Source organism: Paraburkholderia unamae (assembly GCF_003268775.1).
Taxonomy (GTDB): Bacteria; Pseudomonadota; Gammaproteobacteria; order Burkholderiales; family Burkholderiaceae; genus Paraburkholderia; species Paraburkholderia unamae.
Map to the genome: position 1 here is coordinate 92748 of NZ_QLSU01000016.1, position 19219 is coordinate 111966.

A 19219-nucleotide genomic window follows, 5' to 3' on the forward strand; every position below is an offset into this window, starting at 1 on the left:
CTTCGCCCCGCTCACGCGTTAAAGCCGCCCGGCCTTGACGATGCCGCGCAAAAACACGCGCGTCTTTTCACCTTCGGGCGCATCGAATATCTGCCGCGGCGGCCCCGACTCGTAGACTACGCCGCCTTGCAGAAAGCACACCTTGTCCGCCACTTCGCGCGCGAAGCCCATCTCGTGCGTCGCGAGCACCATCGTCATGCCTTTCGCCGCCAGGTCCCGCACGATGTCGAGCACCTCGGAAACGAGTTCGGGGTCGAGCGCCGAGGTGATTTCGTCGAGCAGCAGCACGGTCGGGTCCATCATGAGCGCACGCACGATCGCCACACGCTGTTGCTGGCCGCCCGAAAGCCGGTCGGGAAACGCTTGCGCCTTGTGCGCGAGCCCGATGCGCGCAAGCAGGCTCATGCCCGCCTCGCGGGCGTCATACGGCGCCATGCCAAGCACCTGGATCGGCCCGAGCGTCACGTTGTCGATCACGCTCATGTGCGGAAACAGGTTGTACCCCTGAAACACGATGCCGACTTCGCGGCGGAGCATGTCGAGATTGACGCCGCGTCCGTCGATGCGATCGCCATGCAGCGTGATGCGCCCGCCATCGATGCTTTCGAGCTGGTTGATACAACGCAGCAGCGTGGACTTGCCGCAACCGGAGGGGCCGATCAGGCAGACGACCTGATGCGCGTCGACGTCGAGCGAGAGCCCCGAGAGCACTTCGGTTGCACCATAGCGCTTGGTGACGTTATCGATTTCGATCAGTTTCATGCGTAGTCCTCACCGGTCGTGCTCACAGGCCCGCGCGCATGCGCCGGCGATCGCGCTCGATCAGGCGGTCGACAAAGCGCGCCTGCGGAATCGTGACGAGCACGAAGACGATCGCGACCGTCGTCACCGCCGAAAGATTGAAATTGTTGCTGGCGATGATTTTCGACTGATTGAATGCGTCGATGGTCCCGATGATCGCGACGAGCGCCGTGTCCTTTTGCAGGCTGATCATGTTGTTCAGCAGCGGCGGCACGATCCCGCGCACGGCGAGCGGCACGGTCACGAAGCGCAGCGTCTTCAGATACGAGAGCCCCAGCGAACGCGCCGCCGCAATCTGGCTGGGGTGAACCGATTCGATGCCGGCACGATAGATCTCGGCAGTGTAGGCGCCATACGTGAGCGTGAGCGCGAGAATCGCATACGTATTCGACGAAAGATCGCGCAGCACGGGCAAGTCGGTGAGCGGAAGACCAAAGCCGATCAGATAGATGTTGATGATGACGGGCAGCCCGCGAAAGAGGTCGCAATAGGCGATTGCGAGCGTGCGTATCGGCTTGCCCGCGCGGCCGGGCAAGGTCCGTGCGATTGCGATGGCCAGCGCCCACACGAGAATGCACACAGCCGAGACCGCGAAAATTTCGAGGTTGGTCACGAAGGCGAGCAGGATCGCCTTTGATGATCGCACGATGAGACCGACATCGAAGAACGTGCGGCTCACGGCGGCGTCGTTGGCCACGAGCAGCCATGCGAACGCACAGGCCCCGACGAGCGCGGCGGAGTACGCGAACGACTGCCACGAGGCATCGGAAGCCTGCGCGCCGCAAGTGCGCGCGGCGTAAATATCGTCCGCGCGCTGGGCGCGCGCCGATAGCAGAACCCCTTGCAGCGCCTTGCATCCCAAAGCAAACGCGATACCGCAGGCGAGCGCCGCGCCCGCCATCACGGCAACGGGCGGCCAGCCCGCCGACACCGCGACGCGGGTGACGTGGTACGCCGTGAACGCAACGAGCGCGAATGCGAGCACGCCCACCGCGAGCGCGAGCATGCCCCGGCCGCGATGGACGCGCAGCCGGTTCATCGCGTGCCACGATCGCGCGCGATCGCTGGTGAAGGTGGATTCGGTAGCGTCCATGTCGGGGTTCCCGTCAGTCGGTCAGGGTTTCCAGAAAGCCACCGACGCCGGTGAGCGTCCCCATTGCGGTACGAGATAGGTGGCTTCGAGCTTCTTGAGCGTGCCGTCGTTCTTCAGGTCGGTCATCACCTTGTCGATCGTGACCCGGTTGGGTGAGCCCTTCGGATAGACCCCGGCCGTCTCCTGCCCCGACACATACTGGCCGACGATCTCGAGCTTGCCGTGGGCGTTGGCCACCTGGCCGAGCACGATCGTCGTGTCGGTGAGCACCGCATCCACTTTGCCCGCCACGAGCGCAGTGAACATCGACGAGGTGTCGGGAAACACCTGCACGTTGGTCGCCTTGATCTTCTCGGGCACGAACTGGACGAGCGTCGTGCCCGCCTGCACGCCAATGCGGCTCGACCTGATCGACTGCTCGGTCACCGGGTCTTTCTTGCGTGAGGCGACGCCGAAGTCCGATTGCTGGTACGGCACCGAGAAGTCCACGACCTTCTTGCGCGGCTCGGTGACCGAGATCTGCGCGAGCGCGATGTCGTAGTCTCTGGTTTGCCCGGCAACGATCGAATCGAATGTCACGTTGACGAGCTTGAGCTTGTCGAGGCCCAGCCGATGCGCCATGTTGGCGGCCATGCAGAATTCGAAACCGTCCTTGATGGTATCGGGCGTGTCGCCGTTGAAGTCGCCCACGGCCGGCAGATTGATCTCGACGGTGAGCTGGCCGGGCACGGCGGGCTTGATCGTATCGGTGCCTTTCGCGCCGGTGATGAGGCAATCGCCATACGAGGCGTCGGCGTGCGCGGGCGCGGCCGCCATTGCCATGCTGCCTGCTGCGAAGGTGGCCGCGAGCAGCGGGCCCAGTCTGCGGGTTGGTTTCATGAGATTCCCCTGTTCTGACCGTGGTTGAATGACGGTACGACGGTGTAGTGCCACTGCCTGGCGCGTGCGCGACGAGCCGCTAGAAAAGAGCCGGCCCGCGTGTTGCCAGCTCCAGATAGATCTGTTGAAGCCGCATCGTCAGTTGTCCGGGACGGCCGTTGCCGATCACCGCGTTTTCAACCTGGACGACGGGCGTGACGGTGCTCGACGCGCTGGTGAGAAACGCTTCCCGCGCGGCCTGTGCTTCTTCAACCGTGAAGCGTCGTTCTTCAATGCGTAACCCTGCATCGCCGGCGATCTGCAAGATGGCGGCCTTCGTGCAGCCGGGCAGCACGCTTTGTGAATTCGGGCGGGAAACCAGCACGCCTTGCGCGTTGACGAGATACGCCGTCGACGATGCGCCTTCGGTCACGTAGCCGTCTTCCACGAGCCAGGCTTCGTGAAATCCACGCGCCCGCACGTCGCGTTTGGCGAGCACCTGGGCGAGCAGCATCACCGACTTGATGTCGCGGCGCGCCCAGCGCTGGTCGGGCACGATGCCCACGGCCACGCCTTCGCGCGCCGATACCGCGCCGGTAATGGGCCGTTGCTGCGTGAAGGCGACAAACGTTGGCACGAGTCCGGGCGCAAATGTGAATTCACGCTCTGCGACGCCGCGCGTCACTTGCAGGTAGACGACCCCTTCTTCGATGCGGTTGCGCCGGACCAGTTCGGCCTGGATGTCTGCAATCGCGTGACGCTCCATCGGCATGGCGATGCCGATTTCGCCAAGAGAGCGTTCGAGCCGGGCCAGATGGAGTTCGTTATCGACCAGCCTGCGGTCTATCACGGCACTGACTTCATACACGCCGTCGCCAAACAGAAAGCCACGGTCGAATATGGAAATCCGCGCCTCGGCTTCCGGTACGAAGCGGTCGTTGAGGTAGATCTGTCGCGTCAAATCCGTGTCTCCCTGCGAATGCGTCGAATGCATTCTGATGGGAAGACACGGATGTGGCCAATTCAATTTTCGGCATGCATCATGCGAATCCTGCATACGGCGATTGCCCACCGCGCCGGTGCGAAATCATGCAGAATTTGCTGCCGCGCACCATCGTCGTTATGTTGCGCTTGCAGGGTCGGTCGTTCTTCTGGGTGAGGTCTGGCGCAGGTTCGACGCTTGCACGCTCTTTCCTTTGCCGTCACTGGTCGAACCCTGCGTTGCCGATTGCGTGGCGGTTCCGGCCGCCGCCATTTCGTTCTGCTTGATGATCTTTTCGATCTCGCCATCGGCCAGCGCGTCGTACTGCGCGAAGACATCGGTGCGATAGCGCGTATTTTGTGCCGCGGCGAGTTGCGTGCCGGACTCGTCGCGCGTATCGGTCTCCACCGTCATGGAAAGGCCGATGCGCAGCGGCCGCGCCGCAAGTTCGCGGGGATCGAGCTCGATCCGAACAGGCAGGCGCTGGACGATCTTGATCCAGTTGCCCGTGGCGTTCTGCGCGGGCAAGGTCGCGAACGCGCTGCCCGTGCCCGCCGAAAAGCCCGCGATACGCCCGTGATACTTCACGCCCGAGCCGTAGACATCCGCCGTGAGCGTAACGGGCTGGCCAATGCGCATGTGCTTGAGCTGCACTTCCTTGAAGTTCGCGTCCACCCATACGCCGTCGAGCGGCACGATGGCCATGAGCGGCGTGCCGGGCGACACGCGCTGGCCAACCTGAACCTGGCGCTGCGCCACATAGCCCGTGACCGGCGCCGGCAAGGTATCGCGCGCATACGCGAGCCAGGCCGCGCGCACTTTCGAGGCGGCCGCCTGGACGTCCGGATGCTGTTCGACCGAGGTGCGGTCGGTCAGCGCATGATTCGCCGCCCCTTGCTGGCGGGCGGCGTCGAGCGCGGCCTGTGCGGCCTGCACGGCGTCGCGGGCGTGGGCAATGTCTTCGGCGGAAACGGCGCCCGACTCGGCGACCGCCGCGCGGCGGCGCAAATCGTCGTTGGCGCGGGCGAGGTCCGATGCGCGTTGCGCCACGTTCGCCGCGTAGAAGTCGTTGTTGACGTACAGGCCGCTCACGCGCCGCACGGTCTGGCCGAGCGACGCTTCGGCGTCGGCCAGCGCGATTCTGGCGTCGGCCGGGTCCAGCGTGACGACAGGGTCGCCCGCCTTCACGATCTGCGTGTCGTCGGCGTTCACGGCAACCACCGTGCCCGTGACTTGCGGCGTAAGCTGCACGAGATTGCCGCTCACATAGGCGTCGTCCGTCGTTTCGTGAAAGCGGCCATCCGTGAAGTAGTACGCGCCGTATGCTGCACACGCTATCAGCGTCGCGGCGCCGAGCAGCGCGATCAGGCGCTTGCGGCGGCCGGGGGGCGTGGCCGCCTTGTTCTCGTGCGCGGGGGCCGCTTGCGCGCCGCCTTGTGGCTCGTCGAGTTGATCCACCGGATCGCGCTCGGTCGCGATCGTTTCGCTCATTTCAGTTCTCCTGACGGGTTTGCAAACATGGCGCTCAACGCGCGGCGACGACGGCATGGGCAGACGTGTCGACATAGCCGCCGCCCAGCGCGGAAGCCAGTGCGATCTGCTGGTCGCGGCGATCCATCTTCAGGTTGGCGATGGCTTCGTCGGCATTCAGCGCGGTGACGTCGGCGTTGAGCACGGTCAGTTGATTTGTCAGGCCGCCCTTGTACTGCGTGATGGCGAGCTGGTCGGCGTCGCGCGCGGCCTGCTGCGCGGTTTGTGCGTCGACGAGCTGCGCATCGCTCGAACGGATCTGGGCGAGCTGTGTGGCCACGCCGCTGAGCGCGCCAATGAGTGTCTGGTTGTAAGCGGCCACCGCGTAGTCGAACTCGGCATAGCGGCCCTTCAATTGCGCGCGCAGTTCGCCCCCGTCGAAGATCGGCAGATGGATTGCCGGGCCCGCCGAGGCCGTGCGGCTCGCGGCGGTGAGGAAGCGGCCGAAGCCGAACGCGTCCAGACCGATCGCCGCGCTCAGGTTGATGTCCGGATAGAACTCGGCTTTCGCCTCCTTCACCTCGTGCGTGATCGCGTCCACGCGCCAGCGCGCCGCGACGATATCCGGGCGGCGGCTCACCAGGTCGGCGGGCAGATTGTCGGGCAGGCGCACGTCGTCGCCCACGCCGAGCGTCGGCCGCGTGATCGCGATGCCACGGTCGGGGCCTTTGCCCATCAACGCCGCCAGTTGATAGCGCGTGGTCAGAATGCGGCCGTCGAGCGCGCTCACGCGTGAGCGGCTCGTCGCCAGGTTGGCCTGCGCGGTCTTGCGCTCCACTTCGGTGTCGAGCCCTGTCGCAATCCGGCCCGCCGTGATGCGGTCGATCTGCTCGCGGCGCGCGACTTCCTGCTGCGCGATGTCACGCAGCGCGTAGAGCCGCGCCAGCTCGTTGTAGGTGCGCGCAATCGTCGTGTCCAGCGTGAGCTTGACGACTTCCTCGTCGGCCTCGCTCGCGGCCGCCTCCGAGACCGCCGCCCTCAGCGCCTCGCGATTCTTGCCCCACAGGTCGAGATCGTAGGAAGCGGTGAGCAGGCCCTTGTTCTCGGTCTGCCACGAGCCGGCATACGGCGGGGGCACCAGCGCCGTGCTGCTGTACTGCTGGCGCGTGAGGGTGTAGCTCGCGTCGACGCGCGGCAGCGTGCCCGCCTTGGCGGTTTCGCTGTACGCCTGGGCCTGGGCCACTCGCGCCCTGGCCTCTTCGATCGTCGGGCTGCCGTGCAGCGCCTCGGCAATCAACGCCTTCAATTGCGCGTCGCCGAACTGGTCGACCCAATCGGCGGACGGCCAATGCCCCTGCTCTTGCGGCAGGCTCTGCGCCGTCTCGAAGTGTTGCGGCTGGGCCATCTGCTTGTCGCTGTGGATGCCCGCGTAGTTCGCGCAGGCGGCGAGCGCGGCCATGGCGATGGCAGATACGCCCCGCTTCAGCGTGCGGGCACCGATGCTTGATCTAGAAGTCTGCGATTTCATTTTCTGACATGTCAGATTAATGGTCGAAAAAAAGCGCGGCGCCACGGCCGCGCCGTTCAGTCGCCGGTGAACTTGCGAAGCAGGCGATTGAGCTCGGCGAACTCCGCCTTCGTGAATTTGTGCAGGCGTGCGTTCAACACATGCGGCGCGATTTCCGGGATCTGCGCCGCCGTTTCCAGACCTTGCGCGGTGAGGTTCAGATTGACCACGCGGCGGTCGTTCGCGTCGCGCGAGCGCTCCAGCAGACCCTTGGTTTCGAGCTTGTCCAGCATTCGCGTCATCAGGCCCGTGTCGATGCCGAGCAGCTTCGACAATTCGAACGGCGTGGTCGCCACACGCTGCTTCAACGAAAGCAGAATGCCCATTTGCTGGCTCGTGATGTCGAGGTCCTTGAGCGCCGTGTCCAACTCCGCGACAACCAGATTGCGCGCCTTGACGATTCTGAAACCGACACTTTCCGTGAGCATGAAATTTTTCGGCGTGTAGTGGTCCATCGCGGCATCCTCCGTATTGAGTCTCACAATATCTGCATTATCAGATACTGTCAAGAAAAAACACGCTGCCGCCCCGTCCTCAGTGGCCGCCGGAGGCAGCCGCGCCCGCGCCGCCGCCCTTCACCGGGCGCGTCACCCAGATCAGCGGAATGATGACGACAAAGATCACCGCCGAAATCCAGAAGATATCGTTCAAGCCCAGCATGGTGGCCTGCGCGTTAAGCGCGTTTTCGTAGAAGGCCGTGGCTTTGGGTATGCCGCCGCCCAGTGTCGCCTGGAGGTGCGCAATGGCGCCTGTGAACGCCGGATTCTCCACGCTCGTTTGCTCGGCGAGCCGCGCATGATGGAGGATCGTGCGGTCGTTCCAGGCGTTGCTCATCAGTGACGTGCCCACCGCGCCCGCGAAAATGCGCGCGAAATTCGACAGACCGGCGGCCGCCGGAATCTCCTCGGGCCGCAGGCCGGACAGGATGATGCCGGTGAGCGGCGTGAAGAACAGCGCCGTTGGAATGCCTTGCAGCAGCGTTGGCAAAATCAGCGTCCAGGCATCCACGCCGGTCGTGTAGTTCGAGCGCATGAAGAACACGGCGGCGAAGCCGGCGAATGCCAGCGTGGCGAGCACCCGCAGGTCCATGCGCGGCATGACCTTGCCCATCACGGGGGCGAGGATCACGGCGAAGATTCCGAGCGGCGCGGTCACGAGCCCCGCATCCACGGCGCGATAGCCGAGAAAGCCCTGAATCCACTGCGGCAGGATCACGAGGTTTGCAAAGAAGATCGCGTACGCGACCGAGATGGCAATCGTGCCGCCCAGGAAGTTGCGTTTGGTGAACAGCCGCAGGTTGACGATCGGTCTTTCCTCAGTCAATTCCCAGATGAGGAAGAACACGAAGCTCACTGCCGCGACGGCGGTGAGCGCCCAGATGACCGGCGAACTGAACCAGTCGAGGTCCTTGCCCTTGTCGAGCATGATCTGCAACGGCGCAACCCAGGCGATGAGCGAAATCAGCCCGACCTTGTCGACCGGCAGTTTGCGTGCGGGCGTTTCGCGTTCGCGATAGATCGCCCACACCACGCCGGCGGCAAAGAGGCCGACCGGGACGTTGATATAGAAGATCCATGACCAACTGTAGCTGTCGGTGATCCAGCCGCCCAGCGCCGGGCCCGCGATCGGCCCGACCGTTGCGGTCATCGCCCACAGCGCCAGGGCGTTCGAACTCTTTTCCTTGGGAAACGAAGCGAGCAGCAAGGCCTGCGAAAGCGGCACCAGCGGCCCCGCCACGGCGCCCTGAACGATACGCGCCACCAGCAGCGTCAACAGGTTCGGCGCGAGACCGCACGCGGCCGACGAGAGCACGAACAGCAGAATCGCCCCGACAAACAGCTTGACCTGGCCCACGCGCTGCGTAAGCCAGCCGGTCAGCGGAATGGACACCGCATTGGCCGCCGCAAAGAGCGTGATGACCCACGTGCCTTCGTCGATCGACACGCCGAGATTGCCGGAGAGCGTGGGAATCGCGACGTTGGCGATCGACGAGTCCAGCACGTTCATGAAGGTGGCGAGCGCCACGGCGAAGGTGCCGAGCGCGAACTTCGCGCCGGTCAGCTGCGCCGGGCCGCCTGGGTTGATCGATGAATTCATGGTACGTCCTCTCGTCTGGATGCGAATGTCCCGTCAATCACGAATATTTATCTGACTTGTCTGATAATTCGGCAAAAAAAGCGGCCCTGAGCCTGAGGCCGTGTGGCGCGATCTGGAAAGCGGCGTGTTCGAGGTGACGCGTCGAAGAGCGGCCACGACTCACCCATTTCGATATCTGATGCGGAATATATCTGACATTGCAGACATTGGCAAGCGAGTTTCGTCATCGCGCTCGCGCCCGCCCAGCGGACGGGTATTCAGCCGCCTGACGATGGGCTTCTGACGTAACATGCCGCAGGACATTGCCGCTCTCCGGCGTGCCTGATTGATTACGATTGCATGACACAACCCGCGCGGGTGTCGCCCATACCGGCCGCCGGAATCATCACAATGACAATGCGAACCGACGACTCTTCCGATCCTTCACAGTCCGCGCAGCCTGTATGGAGCGCGATTCGCGACGACTCCGCCGACGCATTGCACGACACGCTCGTGGAAATCGACGGATGGATGATCCCACTCGATCCGGCAAGCACGAGCGCCGACTATTTTCTTCTTGCCGCCGATGAGCCGTGTTGCGGCGGCTGCGTGCCACGGAATCCTTTCAGTTGCATTGAAGTCGTGACACGTGCGCCGCTCGTGCCCGAGCGCGAATCCGTTCGCTTGAGCGGCCGGCTGATACGGCTGGTCGACGATCCGGCCGGTTGGCGTTATCGGCTCGAAGACGCGCAACGCGTGCCGCAGCAGCCGGGCTCACTCGCGTCGGCAACGGGAATGAGCCGGCGCGCATTCCTCGCCTCGGGGGCCGCACTGGGTCTCGCAGCCTGCGCGCCCGGACGCTTTGCACGCTATGCCGACACGCAGGACACGCAGCACGCGTCCGCGGCGAGCGACAGCGCGCCGTCCGCCTGGCAAGCCTCCACGGGCGCGCTCACGATCGACATGCACAGCCACGCGGGACATGTGATCGTTTCGCGCAACCCCGCCCTTGGCGAGCGCCGAGCGCTCACGCCGGTGAGCGCGCCGATGCGCGCGGGCGGCATGAACGTCATCTGCCTCGCCATCGTCACCGACACCGTCGTCACACGCGTGTCCGCCGACCGGAAACGCTTCGAGGCGTGGCGCACGCCGCAGCCCGGCGAGTTGTACCAGCTAGGCCAGATCGAGTTCGCGCGCGCGAAAACACTGGTTGAACGCGAGCAACTCGACATCGTGACGAACGCAAGCATGCTCGCTTCGGTTGGTGGCCAGAAGCCGTGCGTGATTATCGCGGCCGAAGGTGCGGATTTTCTCGAAGGCCAACTGGAACGCGTGGACGAGGCTTACTCGCAACATCAGTTGAGGCACCTTCAGTTGACGCACTATCGCGTCAACGAGCTCGGCGACATCCAGACCGAAGCGCCGGTGCACGGCGGCCTGACCGATTTCGGCGCGGACGTCGTGCGCCGCTGCAACACGCTGGGCATTGTCGTGGACGTGGCGCATGGCACCTACGATCTCGTGAAACGCGCGGCAGCGGTCACGACGAAACCGCTCGTTCTCTCCCATACGGCGCTCGCGAGCCATCCTGGCGCGCGCAGCCGTTTGATCACGGCCGACCATGCGCGCGCCGTGGCGCAAACGGGCGGCGTGATCGGCGTGTGGCCGAGTTCCGGCACGTTCCACGACCTCGGGGCCATGGCACACGGATTCAGAAGAATGGCCGATGTGGTGGGCGTCGACCACGTGGGGCTCGGTTCGGACATGTACGGTTTCATTTCGCCGCCCGTATTCCAGCGCTACGAGCAATTGCCGGCCTTGGGCGCGGCGCTTCGCGCGGCCGGCTTTTCGCAGCAGGAAACCGAGCAGATGCTCGGCGGCAATTATCGGCGCGTGTTCGAGGCAACGCTTGCGTGATCGATTTGAACGTGCGTGCGTATCGAGTCGACCATTGCCCCGCCGCTCAGTGCGCCGAGAAAAACGAGCGGGCATTGCCGCCCGTTCCCGCGCCACGACGCGCGTCGCACAGGCAGTCCAGACGGCCAAGCAGGTCTCTCGCCTGCTTCTCGACGTGCATCGGCAGCGACGGCGTGGCAAGGATGGTCGTCACCCTGGCGCGCCAGTAGTTCAGGCTCGCTATGGAGCCGTTTTGCGCGACGCGCGCGCCTTCGACCTCATGTTCGAGATGGTCGACGACGTGCCGGATATGCACCAGATCCTGCTCCGAATAATCGTAGCTCACGATCGCTCTCCCTGTTTTTTAATTAGCAGTATTGATCTTGTCTACCGGCGTGAGCGGTTCCGTTGCCACCATTCGTGATGGTCGAGATTGCGCAGAAGATCGGCGCGCCTGCGCTCGCGACGATAGTGGACTACGACGCCGACTGCCGCAATGACAAGCACAATGGCGCCGGCGGCCATACCCAGCCAGGATTGGTCCATGTCAGCCTCCCCAATTGCACTCCGTTCGCCGGTTCCCGTTTCAACCGGCACCCGGCGTGAATCCGCTCTGCCGCGGCGAGAGACCGTCGATCTCTCGTCGCGTCGTGTTACGCGCGGGCAATCGCACGCAAAATCGCGTCTCCCCTCGCAGTGACGCGAGGCACGGGCAGGCCCACTTCATGGGGTTCGATTTCGATCAACTGAAGCTCGCGCAGGGCGCCGAGTTCCAGTCGGTCCACCTCCATCCGCTCCGGCGCATTCTTTACCAGCATCAACGTGGCAAGTTCGTGGGGGCTCAGCATGGTAGTCCCTCGCAATGCAGGGGTTGGAAAAGGAAAGTGGTAACGCGCGGCACGAGCGCGCTGGAGCGGCCGATCGGATAGCGCCATGCCGGAAGGCAACGCCTGTCACGATGACGACCGACTCCCGCAAGAGGATGGATAGCCGGGACCTGGAATACAGCCGAGGCTGACGTGGCAAACAAACGGTGTTGAGGAATGCTCACGAATTGGCTCCAGGGGGGCACCAACCAGCGTTGCCGCTGCCACTGCGGCTTGATCCTCGGCATGCGCGCTTCTGGACGCACGGTCACGGGAGCGCCCTGCCGATCGATCTAGAGCGATCATTCTAACTTTGTTAAATCAACGCCACTAATGTGTATCGTCCAGGAGTTTCCCCAATATGTGAGATTTGGCGCGCGTGAGTTGGGCCGCCACGGTTGGAGGGGCCGTGGCCCTTCACGTGAAGGCTGTCACTCACCTTACTTGTCGCGGCGGCATTCGCGCACGCCCGACATGGTTTCGAGCCGTGAGCAGATCGCCGAGAATTCGCTCGTGCTCACGCGTGACAGCGCGATCTGCACGTCATCGAGATCGGCGTCGTCGTCGGATTGCTGGACGATGAACTGCTTGACGCGCACGCTGCCCGAGCCGAGCGCCTCGTGCACCGAGTCGAGCGTGACGCTACCGCGCTCCACCAGCAGTTGTATGTTGCGTTGCTGACGCACGGAAATGAAGCGCCGCTCCAGCGGTTTCACGCCCACCAGAATGATCAGAATAATGACGGTCGCGCCGATGGCGGCCGTGTACATGCCGCCGCCCACCGCGAGACCGATACCGGCCACCGACCACAGGCTCGCGGCGGTCGTGAGACCGCGCACGACTTCGCCGCGCAGCAGGATGGACCCCGCGCCCAGAAAGCCGATGCCCGAAACGACCTGGGCCGCGACCCGGGAGGGATCGAGCACGACATTTTTTTCGCCCAGCACGTCGGCGAAACCGAACGCCGAAACCAGCATCATCAGCGCGGCGCCGACGCACACCAGCATGTGTGTGCGCAGACCGGCCGCCCAGTTCAGGCGCTCGCGCTCAAAGCCGATCACGCTGCCGAGGAGCGCCGCAATCAGCAGGCGCGACAGGAGTTCGAGGTCGCTGATCAAGATGAAGCTCCGTGCTTTTCGTCAGACAATGTCCCCAAAGGTCGAATTGTGACACTTTCGTGAAATTCATGTCGACCACGGGACACGTCATCAAGACCGACCGCGCGCTGAGAAAGCCGCTTACACGGTGAATCCGAGCTCCGCAAAGGTGGTGATCTTTGCCTCGCAGGCTCGCACCAGCGCCGGATCGTGGCTCGAAAAAAAGACGGCGCGGTCTTTGGCCAAGGTCTTGAAGAGATCGATCAGCACGGCGCGCGTGGCCGCGTCGAGCCCGTTGCCCGGTTCGTCCGCGATGATCACGGCGGGATCGCCGAGCGCTGTCGCCGTCAGGAAAAACTTCTTGCGGGTGCCGAGGGACATCTGCTCGAAACGCTTCTCCAGATGCGGCGTGAGGCCGAAGCGATCCGCGAGATCGAGCGTGCGGGTATCGAGTGTCGTCTTTTTCGCGGACGCCACGAGTTCGAGAAACGCACGGCCGGTTTGAAACGGATACGCCATGCAATCGTCGGGCACATACGCCAGGGCGGATTTCGCCTCTAGCGGCGCGGCACGCAGCGAATGCCCACCGAGCCATATTTCACCGTCGTCGGCGTCGATCGTTCCGGCAAGAATGCCGAGCAAGGTGGACTTGCCACTGCCGTTTTCATCGCAGAGCGCGACGCATCCCGCGCCCGAAGCATAGTGCAGTCCTTGAAAGAGGACGCGTCCGCCGAAGCGTTTGCTGAGGTTTTCGAATCGAAGCATGGTGGAGTGAATCAAACAAAAATGTTCCAGACGACAACAACCCAGGTCGCGGCCAGCAGGACGCCGAGCAACATGGATTGCCGGGTCGCGTAACGCTGCGACAACGAGAGCAATGCCAGCAGCGGCGCACTCAGGCCCACGAGCGCGGCCGCCGACCACAACGACAGCACGCCGTGTGCCACGAGCCGCAGCGGCGTGGCGGCTGCGAACGGCAGCGCCAGCGCGGCCACGGTCAGCATGTCGGCGCGAACCCTGGCGGCGGTCGTGAGCGGCAGCGATTGCATGAAGTGGGAAGCACGCAGATGCGCCGCGCGCAAATCGCGAAAGGTGCCCGCTGCGATCAGTGCGATGGCGGCCTGCGAAATCAGCGTGAGCGGCACGGCGCGCGTATCGAAGCCCCATATTCCCAGCAGGAAGCCGGTGGAGGCCGTGACCGAGCCCATTATCAGGTAGCGCCCGAGAGCGCTTGCGGCGCGATCCCACACGATGCCGACTTGCAGCCTGACCACGGGCGACAGTCGAGGCAGCACGTTGGCGCGTACGAAACCCGTGACGCGATGCGAGCGCGCGCCGCGGTTGGCGGAGCGCGAAGTCGTGCGAGGCGGCGCATACGCAATCGCGAACGCGGCGAGCAACAATGGCATCGCCAGCAACACAGGTCGTATCGTGTCCTCGAACTCCATGCTGCCGACGAGAAGGATATTGGCAACGATCAGCGATATCGCGCTACGCACATCGCGCGAGAGCACCGTCAATTGCCAGCCCAGCGTAATCAGCAGCAGACCGGCAACGAATAGATAGTTGGCCAGCTTCTGCGGCAGAAAGGCCAGCGCGACGGCGGCGGCAACCACGGGCAGCAGCAACGGCGTGCTCGCAATGAGCACGACGACGACGTCGACCAGGCGGCGGCGGCTGGCGGAGGCAGGCAACGACTTGAGGAAGGCGGCGAACGGCCCCCCGGCGATGGCGGTACGCTGCGCGAACACCCACAGGACAGCGACGGCTTCGAGCATGTGCACCCACGCATAGCGCCATTCGACACCGTGCGAGGGGGCCAGCGCTTCAAGCACCGGGGCGCCCAGAATCTGCGTCTGCGCGAGCACCGGCATGGCAGGCAACAACAGCGAGATCGACAGCAACATTGCCTGCCAATGCCTGCGCAGCATGCGAGACGTCGCAAGGGCGTACCACCGAAGTCGGCAAGACAGGATCATGTTCCAACTCACATTGACGGCGCAAACGGCCTTGGCCTTGGCCTCGCGCCGTGCGAACAGGGTTCGCACGCCACCCCCGCCCAGGCGAATCACGCCCAGCTTATCAGAAGCGAATCCTTGCGAAGATGTCTGCCGCGCGCGGGCGTTATTGAGGAGCTGAATGGTCGATGTGGTTCGATATGCCCTGGTCACGTTTGTACAGTAGCGACACCTTTGCGGCCTGGCGTTCGTTGATCACCAACACCGCAAACACGCTTCGCAGTACGAGGCGCGTGGCATCACGCAACGCGATAGCCACCCCGCCCCGCCTTCCATCACCCCGACGCATCAACCCGCGTTAATGACCTTCGTTTCCAGGTAATCCTCGAAGCCAAACGCCCCCCACTCGCGCCCGTTGCCCGATTGCTTGTAGCCGCCAAACGGCGCATCGAATGACTGGTCGGCGCCGTTCAGACTCACCATGCCGGCACGCAGGTCGCGCGCCACGGCTCGCGCGACTTCGCCATCGCCCTGCACGTAGGCCGCGAGCCCGTACGGCGTGTCGTTGGCAATGGCGACCGCTTCGTCGAGGCTCCGGTACGGGATCATCGAGAGCACGGGCCCGAAGATTTCCTCGCGCGCGATACGCATGCCGTTATGCACATTGGCGAACACCGTCGGCTTCACGTAGTAGCCGCGTTCGAGACCGGCCGGCGCATCGAGACCGCCCGCGACGAGCGTGGCGCCTTCGTCGATGCCAACCTGAATGAGCGCGCGGACCTTTTCGAACTGCACGCGCGACGAGACCGGGCCGATATGGTTGCCTTGCTGCTCGGGACGCTCCACGCGAATGCTCTGCGCCACCTCGCGCGCAATCTCGACGGCCTGGGCGTAATCGCGCTCGGGCACGAGCATGCGCGTCGGCGCGTTGCACGACTGTCCGCTGTTCGCCATACAGTGGCGCACGCCGCGTTCCACGGCGCGGCGCAGGTCGGCCCCTTCGAGAATGATGTTCGGCGACTTGCCGCCCAGCTCCTGGGTCACGCGCTTGACCATTTGCGCGCCCACCGCGCCAATCGCGCTGCCCGCGCGCGTCGAACCCGTAAACGAAATCATGTCCACGTCGGGGTGCGCCACGAGCGCCGCGCCGGCGGTCGCGCCGTCGCCGTTGATCATGTTGAACACGCCCGGCGGCAAGTCGAGCTCGTCGATCATCTCGGCCCACAACAGCGCGCTCAACGGCGTGACTTCGCTCGGCTTGAGCACCATGGTGCATCCCGTGGCGAGCGCGGGCACCACCTTGCACGCGATCTGGTTGACGGGCCAGTTCCACGGCGTGATCAAGGCGCACACGCCGATCGGCTCGCGCACCACCGTACCGCCGGATACGTCGTGCTGGAAGCGAAACTCGCGCAATGCCTTGATGCCCGCTTCGATGTGTCCTTGCCCGGTGCGCGCCTGGGCCGCCACGGCGAAATCGATCGGTGCACCCATCTCCAGCGAAATGGCGCGCGCCATCTCGTCGTAGCGCCGGTTGTAGATTTCCAGCAGCTTCACGAGCCAGCGCTCGCGCTGTTCGAACGTCGTGCGCGAATACACGCCGAAAGCGGCCTTCGCAGCGGCCACGGCGCGATCGACGTCTTGCGCGGACGCAGCGGCGATAGTCGCGAGGACCGACTCGTCCGCCGGATTTTCCACCTCGATCTGCGCATTCGACTCAGGTGTTTGCCATTTGCCCGCAATGTAGAACCGCTTCGCATTGGTCATTCGACTCTCCAGCTATTGAATTAAGAAGGGACGACCCATTCCCGGCGTCGCCACCATGATATATGATGCATCGCCATAGACGTGCCCGGGATTTCCCTCAACGTCCCGATTCACTCGCATGCTTGTGCGTTCCCGTATCCGGGAATATGATGCATCATATATCTTTATCGATTTGACTCACAGGAGGAGAACTCATGACCAGGGTTGCTGTAGTAACGGGTGGCGGCACCGGCATTGGCCGCGCGATTGCCGAGGAGCTTTTGCAGGCAGGCTTGCGCCCCGTCTGCATGGGAAAGGACGCCGACGACGATCTCGATCCCGCCATCGAATTCCGCAAGGTGGACGTGACGTCGGCGGCCGAGGTTCGCGACGCTTTCGGCGACCTCGCCGAGATTGGCGTGCTCGTCAACGGCGCGGGCATCATCTTGCACGAGGGCGCGGAATTCGGCTCGGCGGGCTTTCGCAAAGTGGTCGACGTCAATCTCAACGCGTGCCAGCTCACAACCGAAGTCGCACTGGACAAACTGGCCGCCGCACGCGGCTGCGTCGTCAATATCGCTTCGATGTGGAGCTTTTTCGGCTCGGCGCGCAATCCCGCCTACACGGCCAGCAAGGCCGGTGTCGTCGGTCTGACGCGTGCGCATGCGGCCGCCTTCGCCGAACGCGGCGTGCGCGTCAATGCGGTGGCGCCGGGCTGGATCGAAACGCGCCTGTCGGCCGGCGCGCTGCACAATCCCGAGCGCAGTGCGTCCATTCGCGCGCGCCTGCCGCTTGGCCGCTGGGGCCAGCCTGCGGACGTCGCCCGGGGCGTGAAATTTCTCTGCTCGAAAGATGCGGATTACATCACCGGCATCGTGCTGCCCATCGACGGCGGATTCAGCATCGCGTGATGCGGCAGTGAAGCAACGCGGCGGCCTTGCGCCGCCGCATCCGTCCGCCCTCGCGGGAAAGGCGTGACAGTCGTGGCTTGCGGCTTACGTGGCGTCGGCTTCCGCGCGCTCGCGCTCGGCCATCCATTCGAGCAACACGCGCTGGCCCCATTCGATATCTTCCTGGATGGCCTGCGACGCCGCGAGTGCATCGCCCTTGCGCAGCGCGGCCAGCACGCGGTAGTGGGGGTGCGAGCGGTTCGAGATCTCGCGCCGGGGCAGATGCGAATGGAAGGTGTGCAGCAACGGCCCCATGCGCACCCACATGGTTTCCACGGTCGCGCTGAGCGTGGGCATCCGGGCCGCGGCCATCAGTTCGAAGTGGAAGTCGCGGTTGCGCTCCGCGGCCTCGGAAGGGCTCGCGGCAACGGCCTCGATGAACTCGTCATGTGTGAGGCTCAGATGACGGATTTCCTTCTGCGTGATGCGCTGCGCGGCTTGCTCGGCGGCGGCACCTTCCAGAAGGCGGCGCATGAGCTGGATCTCCGCGACGGTGTCGGGGTCGAGCACCGGCACCACGATCGAGGTGGCCGCCGTCATTTCCAGCGCCTGTTCGCTGACCAGACGGAAAATCGCCTCGCGCACCGGCGTGATGCTCGTGCCCAGCTTTTCGGCAAGGTCGTTGATGCGCAGCCGGTCACCGGGCGCATATTGACCGTTCATCAATCGGGAACGAATCTCTTCGTAAATACGTGACGAGAGATTGCTCTTTTCGACACGGGCGAGTGGCTTCATTCTGGCAATTTGGACGAAAACAGTTTGCATGCATCATACATCACGCCCGGCCGCCGCAACAGGCGGCGCCGGCCGTGCGTGGAGGATCGGCGCAGACGCGCCAATCAGTCCACGACGGCAACGGGCCGGCCCGGCGTGGTATGGGCTTTCAACGACTCCAGCGCTTGCGGCAGCCGCGCGAATGGCATCGGTTCGACGGGCAGCGGCGCGAGGGCGTGATGCAGCACGTCAGTGAGCAACCGCTCCCCCGCCTCGACCAGCGCGCGCCAATGCGCCGCCGAGCCATGCGCGTGCAGCGCATTGAGCGCCACTTCATGCAGCGAGATGGCCGTCGTGAAGGGCGCGACCGGAGGCGTCTCCATGCGGTCCTGGATGCACACCAGATGACCGTTCGCGGCCACGAAGCGTGCGAGCTGCGCGGCGTGCTGGCCGCTCACCGTATCGAATACGACGTCGAAGGGCCGGCGCGACGACAAGGTGCTGCCTTCGCTGTCCGGCACGAGACAGGTCGATGCCCCGAGGCGCGCCATGCGCTCGAAATGCCGCGCGTTGCACATGGCGGCCACGCGCCAGCGCGAGCGCACGGCCAACTGGACCAGCAGCGTGCCGAGCGCCCCTCCCGCGCCCGTGATGAGCACTTCCAGGCCCGGTTGATGCGGCACTTTCTGCATGGCCTGCCAGGCCGTCAGCATGGGGCACGGCAGCGCCGCGGCCTCGGCGAAATTCAGGCCGGGCGGCAAGCGCATCAGCGCGCGCACCGGCACGATCGTGTATTGCGCGAAACTGCCGTCACGCGTGAGCGACTGATGGTAGGCCACGCGCACGCCAAGCCATTCGCGCTGCACGCCGGGCCCCACCGCAACCACCTCCCCCGCGCCGTCGACGCCCGGCACATGCCCCGGCCGCCACGCCGGCGAGCCCCACTCGACGAACTTCCAGTCAACGGGATTCAAACCCACCGCGCGGTTGCGAACGAGCACCTCGCCGGGTCCCGGCGCGGGCTTCGCCGCTTGCCGCCAGGCGAGCGTTTGCGGCGCACCGGCGGTCTGCCAGGTCCAGGCGTCCATCGTGCCGGTCGAGTCCGTTGTATCGATCGTGTTCATGGTCACGCTATCTTCAGACAT

At 64.6% G+C, this 19219-nt stretch carries 19 protein-coding genes; 3 read left to right on the forward strand and 16 right to left on the reverse strand.

Annotated elements, in window-relative coordinates; genetic code table 11:
- Positions 1 to 18 precede the first annotated feature (18 nt).
- The 8 genes from C7401_RS25070 to C7401_RS25105 form a co-directional block, all read right to left on the reverse strand.
- The gene (locus C7401_RS25070; RefSeq protein WP_220092855.1) at positions 19 to 756 is read right to left on the reverse strand and encodes an amino acid ABC transporter ATP-binding protein; all 738 of its coding nucleotides are present in this window, start codon (positions 754 to 756) and stop codon (positions 19 to 21) included.
- Between the two features lie 28 nt (positions 757 to 784).
- On the reverse strand, positions 785 to 1894 hold the full coding sequence (locus tag C7401_RS25075) for an amino acid ABC transporter permease (protein ID WP_112174117.1): 1110 nt from the start codon (positions 1892 to 1894) through the stop codon (positions 785 to 787).
- A 21-nt stretch (positions 1895 to 1915) separates the two neighbouring features.
- Positions 1916 to 2773, reverse strand: coding sequence for an ABC transporter substrate-binding protein (locus C7401_RS25080; protein WP_112174118.1), 858 nt, complete (start codon positions 2771 to 2773; stop codon positions 1916 to 1918).
- A 79-nt stretch (positions 2774 to 2852) separates the two neighbouring features.
- A complete protein-coding gene (locus C7401_RS25085; RefSeq protein WP_112174233.1) occupies positions 2853 to 3713 on the reverse strand; it encodes a D-amino-acid transaminase in 861 nt (286 codons plus the stop codon).
- A 159-nt stretch (positions 3714 to 3872) separates the two neighbouring features.
- Positions 3873 to 5225 (reverse strand): HlyD family secretion protein, encoded by a 1353-nt coding sequence (locus C7401_RS25090; protein ID WP_112174119.1) that lies wholly within the window; start codon positions 5223 to 5225, stop codon positions 3873 to 3875.
- A gap of 34 nt (positions 5226 to 5259) precedes the next feature.
- Positions 5260 to 6732, reverse strand: a complete 1473-nt coding sequence (locus tag C7401_RS25095; RefSeq protein WP_112174234.1) for an efflux transporter outer membrane subunit — start codon at positions 6730 to 6732, stop codon at positions 5260 to 5262.
- A 56-nt stretch (positions 6733 to 6788) separates the two neighbouring features.
- Positions 6789 to 7226: a MarR family winged helix-turn-helix transcriptional regulator gene (locus C7401_RS25100; protein ID WP_112174120.1), complete on the reverse strand. Its 438-nt coding sequence runs from the start codon at positions 7224 to 7226 to the stop codon at positions 6789 to 6791.
- Between the two features lie 79 nt (positions 7227 to 7305).
- Positions 7306 to 8868: a DHA2 family efflux MFS transporter permease subunit gene (locus C7401_RS25105; protein WP_112174121.1), complete on the reverse strand. Its 1563-nt coding sequence runs from the start codon at positions 8866 to 8868 to the stop codon at positions 7306 to 7308.
- 390 nt (positions 8869 to 9258) lie between these two features.
- On the opposite strand from C7401_RS25105, the gene C7401_RS25110 reads away from it, so the two are divergent.
- Positions 9259 to 10764: a dipeptidase gene (locus C7401_RS25110; protein ID WP_112174122.1), complete on the forward strand. Its 1506-nt coding sequence runs from the start codon at positions 9259 to 9261 to the stop codon at positions 10762 to 10764.
- A 46-nt stretch (positions 10765 to 10810) separates the two neighbouring features.
- Here the strand turns inward: C7401_RS25110 and C7401_RS25115 are convergent, their stop codons facing one another.
- Entirely contained in the window at positions 10811 to 11089 is a 279-nt protein-coding gene (locus tag C7401_RS25115) for a hypothetical protein (RefSeq protein WP_112174123.1), read from the reverse strand.
- 74 nt (positions 11090 to 11163) lie between these two features.
- On the opposite strand from C7401_RS25115, the gene C7401_RS45350 reads away from it, so the two are divergent.
- A complete protein-coding gene (locus C7401_RS45350) occupies positions 11164 to 11349 on the forward strand; it encodes a hypothetical protein (protein WP_220092853.1) in 186 nt (61 codons plus the stop codon).
- A 47-nt stretch (positions 11350 to 11396) separates the two neighbouring features.
- On the opposite strand, the gene C7401_RS25120 is transcribed toward C7401_RS45350, so the two are convergent.
- The 5 genes from C7401_RS25120 to C7401_RS25140 all read right to left on the reverse strand — a co-directional run bounded on the left by C7401_RS25120 (position 11397) and on the right by C7401_RS25140 (position 16431).
- Positions 11397 to 11591 carry a hypothetical protein gene (locus C7401_RS25120; RefSeq protein WP_112174124.1) on the reverse strand — a complete coding sequence of 65 codons (195 nt, stop codon included), beginning with the start codon at positions 11589 to 11591 and terminating at the stop codon, positions 11397 to 11399.
- 458 nt (positions 11592 to 12049) lie between these two features.
- Positions 12050 to 12727 carry an MgtC/SapB family protein gene (locus tag C7401_RS25125; RefSeq protein ID WP_112174125.1) on the reverse strand — a complete coding sequence of 226 codons (678 nt, stop codon included), beginning with the start codon at positions 12725 to 12727 and terminating at the stop codon, positions 12050 to 12052.
- Between the two features lie 120 nt (positions 12728 to 12847).
- Positions 12848 to 13471 carry an ABC transporter ATP-binding protein gene (locus tag C7401_RS25130; RefSeq protein ID WP_112174126.1) on the reverse strand — a complete coding sequence of 208 codons (624 nt, stop codon included), beginning with the start codon at positions 13469 to 13471 and terminating at the stop codon, positions 12848 to 12850.
- 11 nt (positions 13472 to 13482) lie between these two features.
- Positions 13483 to 14613: a DUF6136 family protein gene (locus tag C7401_RS25135; RefSeq protein WP_112174127.1), complete on the reverse strand. Its 1131-nt coding sequence runs from the start codon at positions 14611 to 14613 to the stop codon at positions 13483 to 13485.
- Positions 14614 to 15012: 399 nt separating this feature from the next.
- Positions 15013 to 16431 carry an aldehyde dehydrogenase family protein gene (locus tag C7401_RS25140; RefSeq protein WP_112174128.1) on the reverse strand — a complete coding sequence of 473 codons (1419 nt, stop codon included), beginning with the start codon at positions 16429 to 16431 and terminating at the stop codon, positions 15013 to 15015.
- A gap of 194 nt (positions 16432 to 16625) precedes the next feature.
- Between C7401_RS25140 and C7401_RS25145 the strand changes: the two genes are divergently transcribed.
- A complete protein-coding gene (locus C7401_RS25145; RefSeq protein WP_112174129.1) occupies positions 16626 to 17321 on the forward strand; it encodes an SDR family NAD(P)-dependent oxidoreductase in 696 nt (231 codons plus the stop codon).
- 84 nt (positions 17322 to 17405) lie between these two features.
- Here the strand turns inward: C7401_RS25145 and C7401_RS25150 are convergent, their stop codons facing one another.
- Positions 17406 to 18095 (reverse strand): GntR family transcriptional regulator, encoded by a 690-nt coding sequence (locus tag C7401_RS25150; RefSeq protein WP_112174130.1) that lies wholly within the window; start codon positions 18093 to 18095, stop codon positions 17406 to 17408.
- A gap of 104 nt (positions 18096 to 18199) precedes the next feature.
- Positions 18200 to 19198: a zinc-binding dehydrogenase gene (locus C7401_RS25155; RefSeq protein WP_181565686.1), complete on the reverse strand. Its 999-nt coding sequence runs from the start codon at positions 19196 to 19198 to the stop codon at positions 18200 to 18202.
- Between the last annotated feature and the right edge of the window lie 21 nt (positions 19199 to 19219).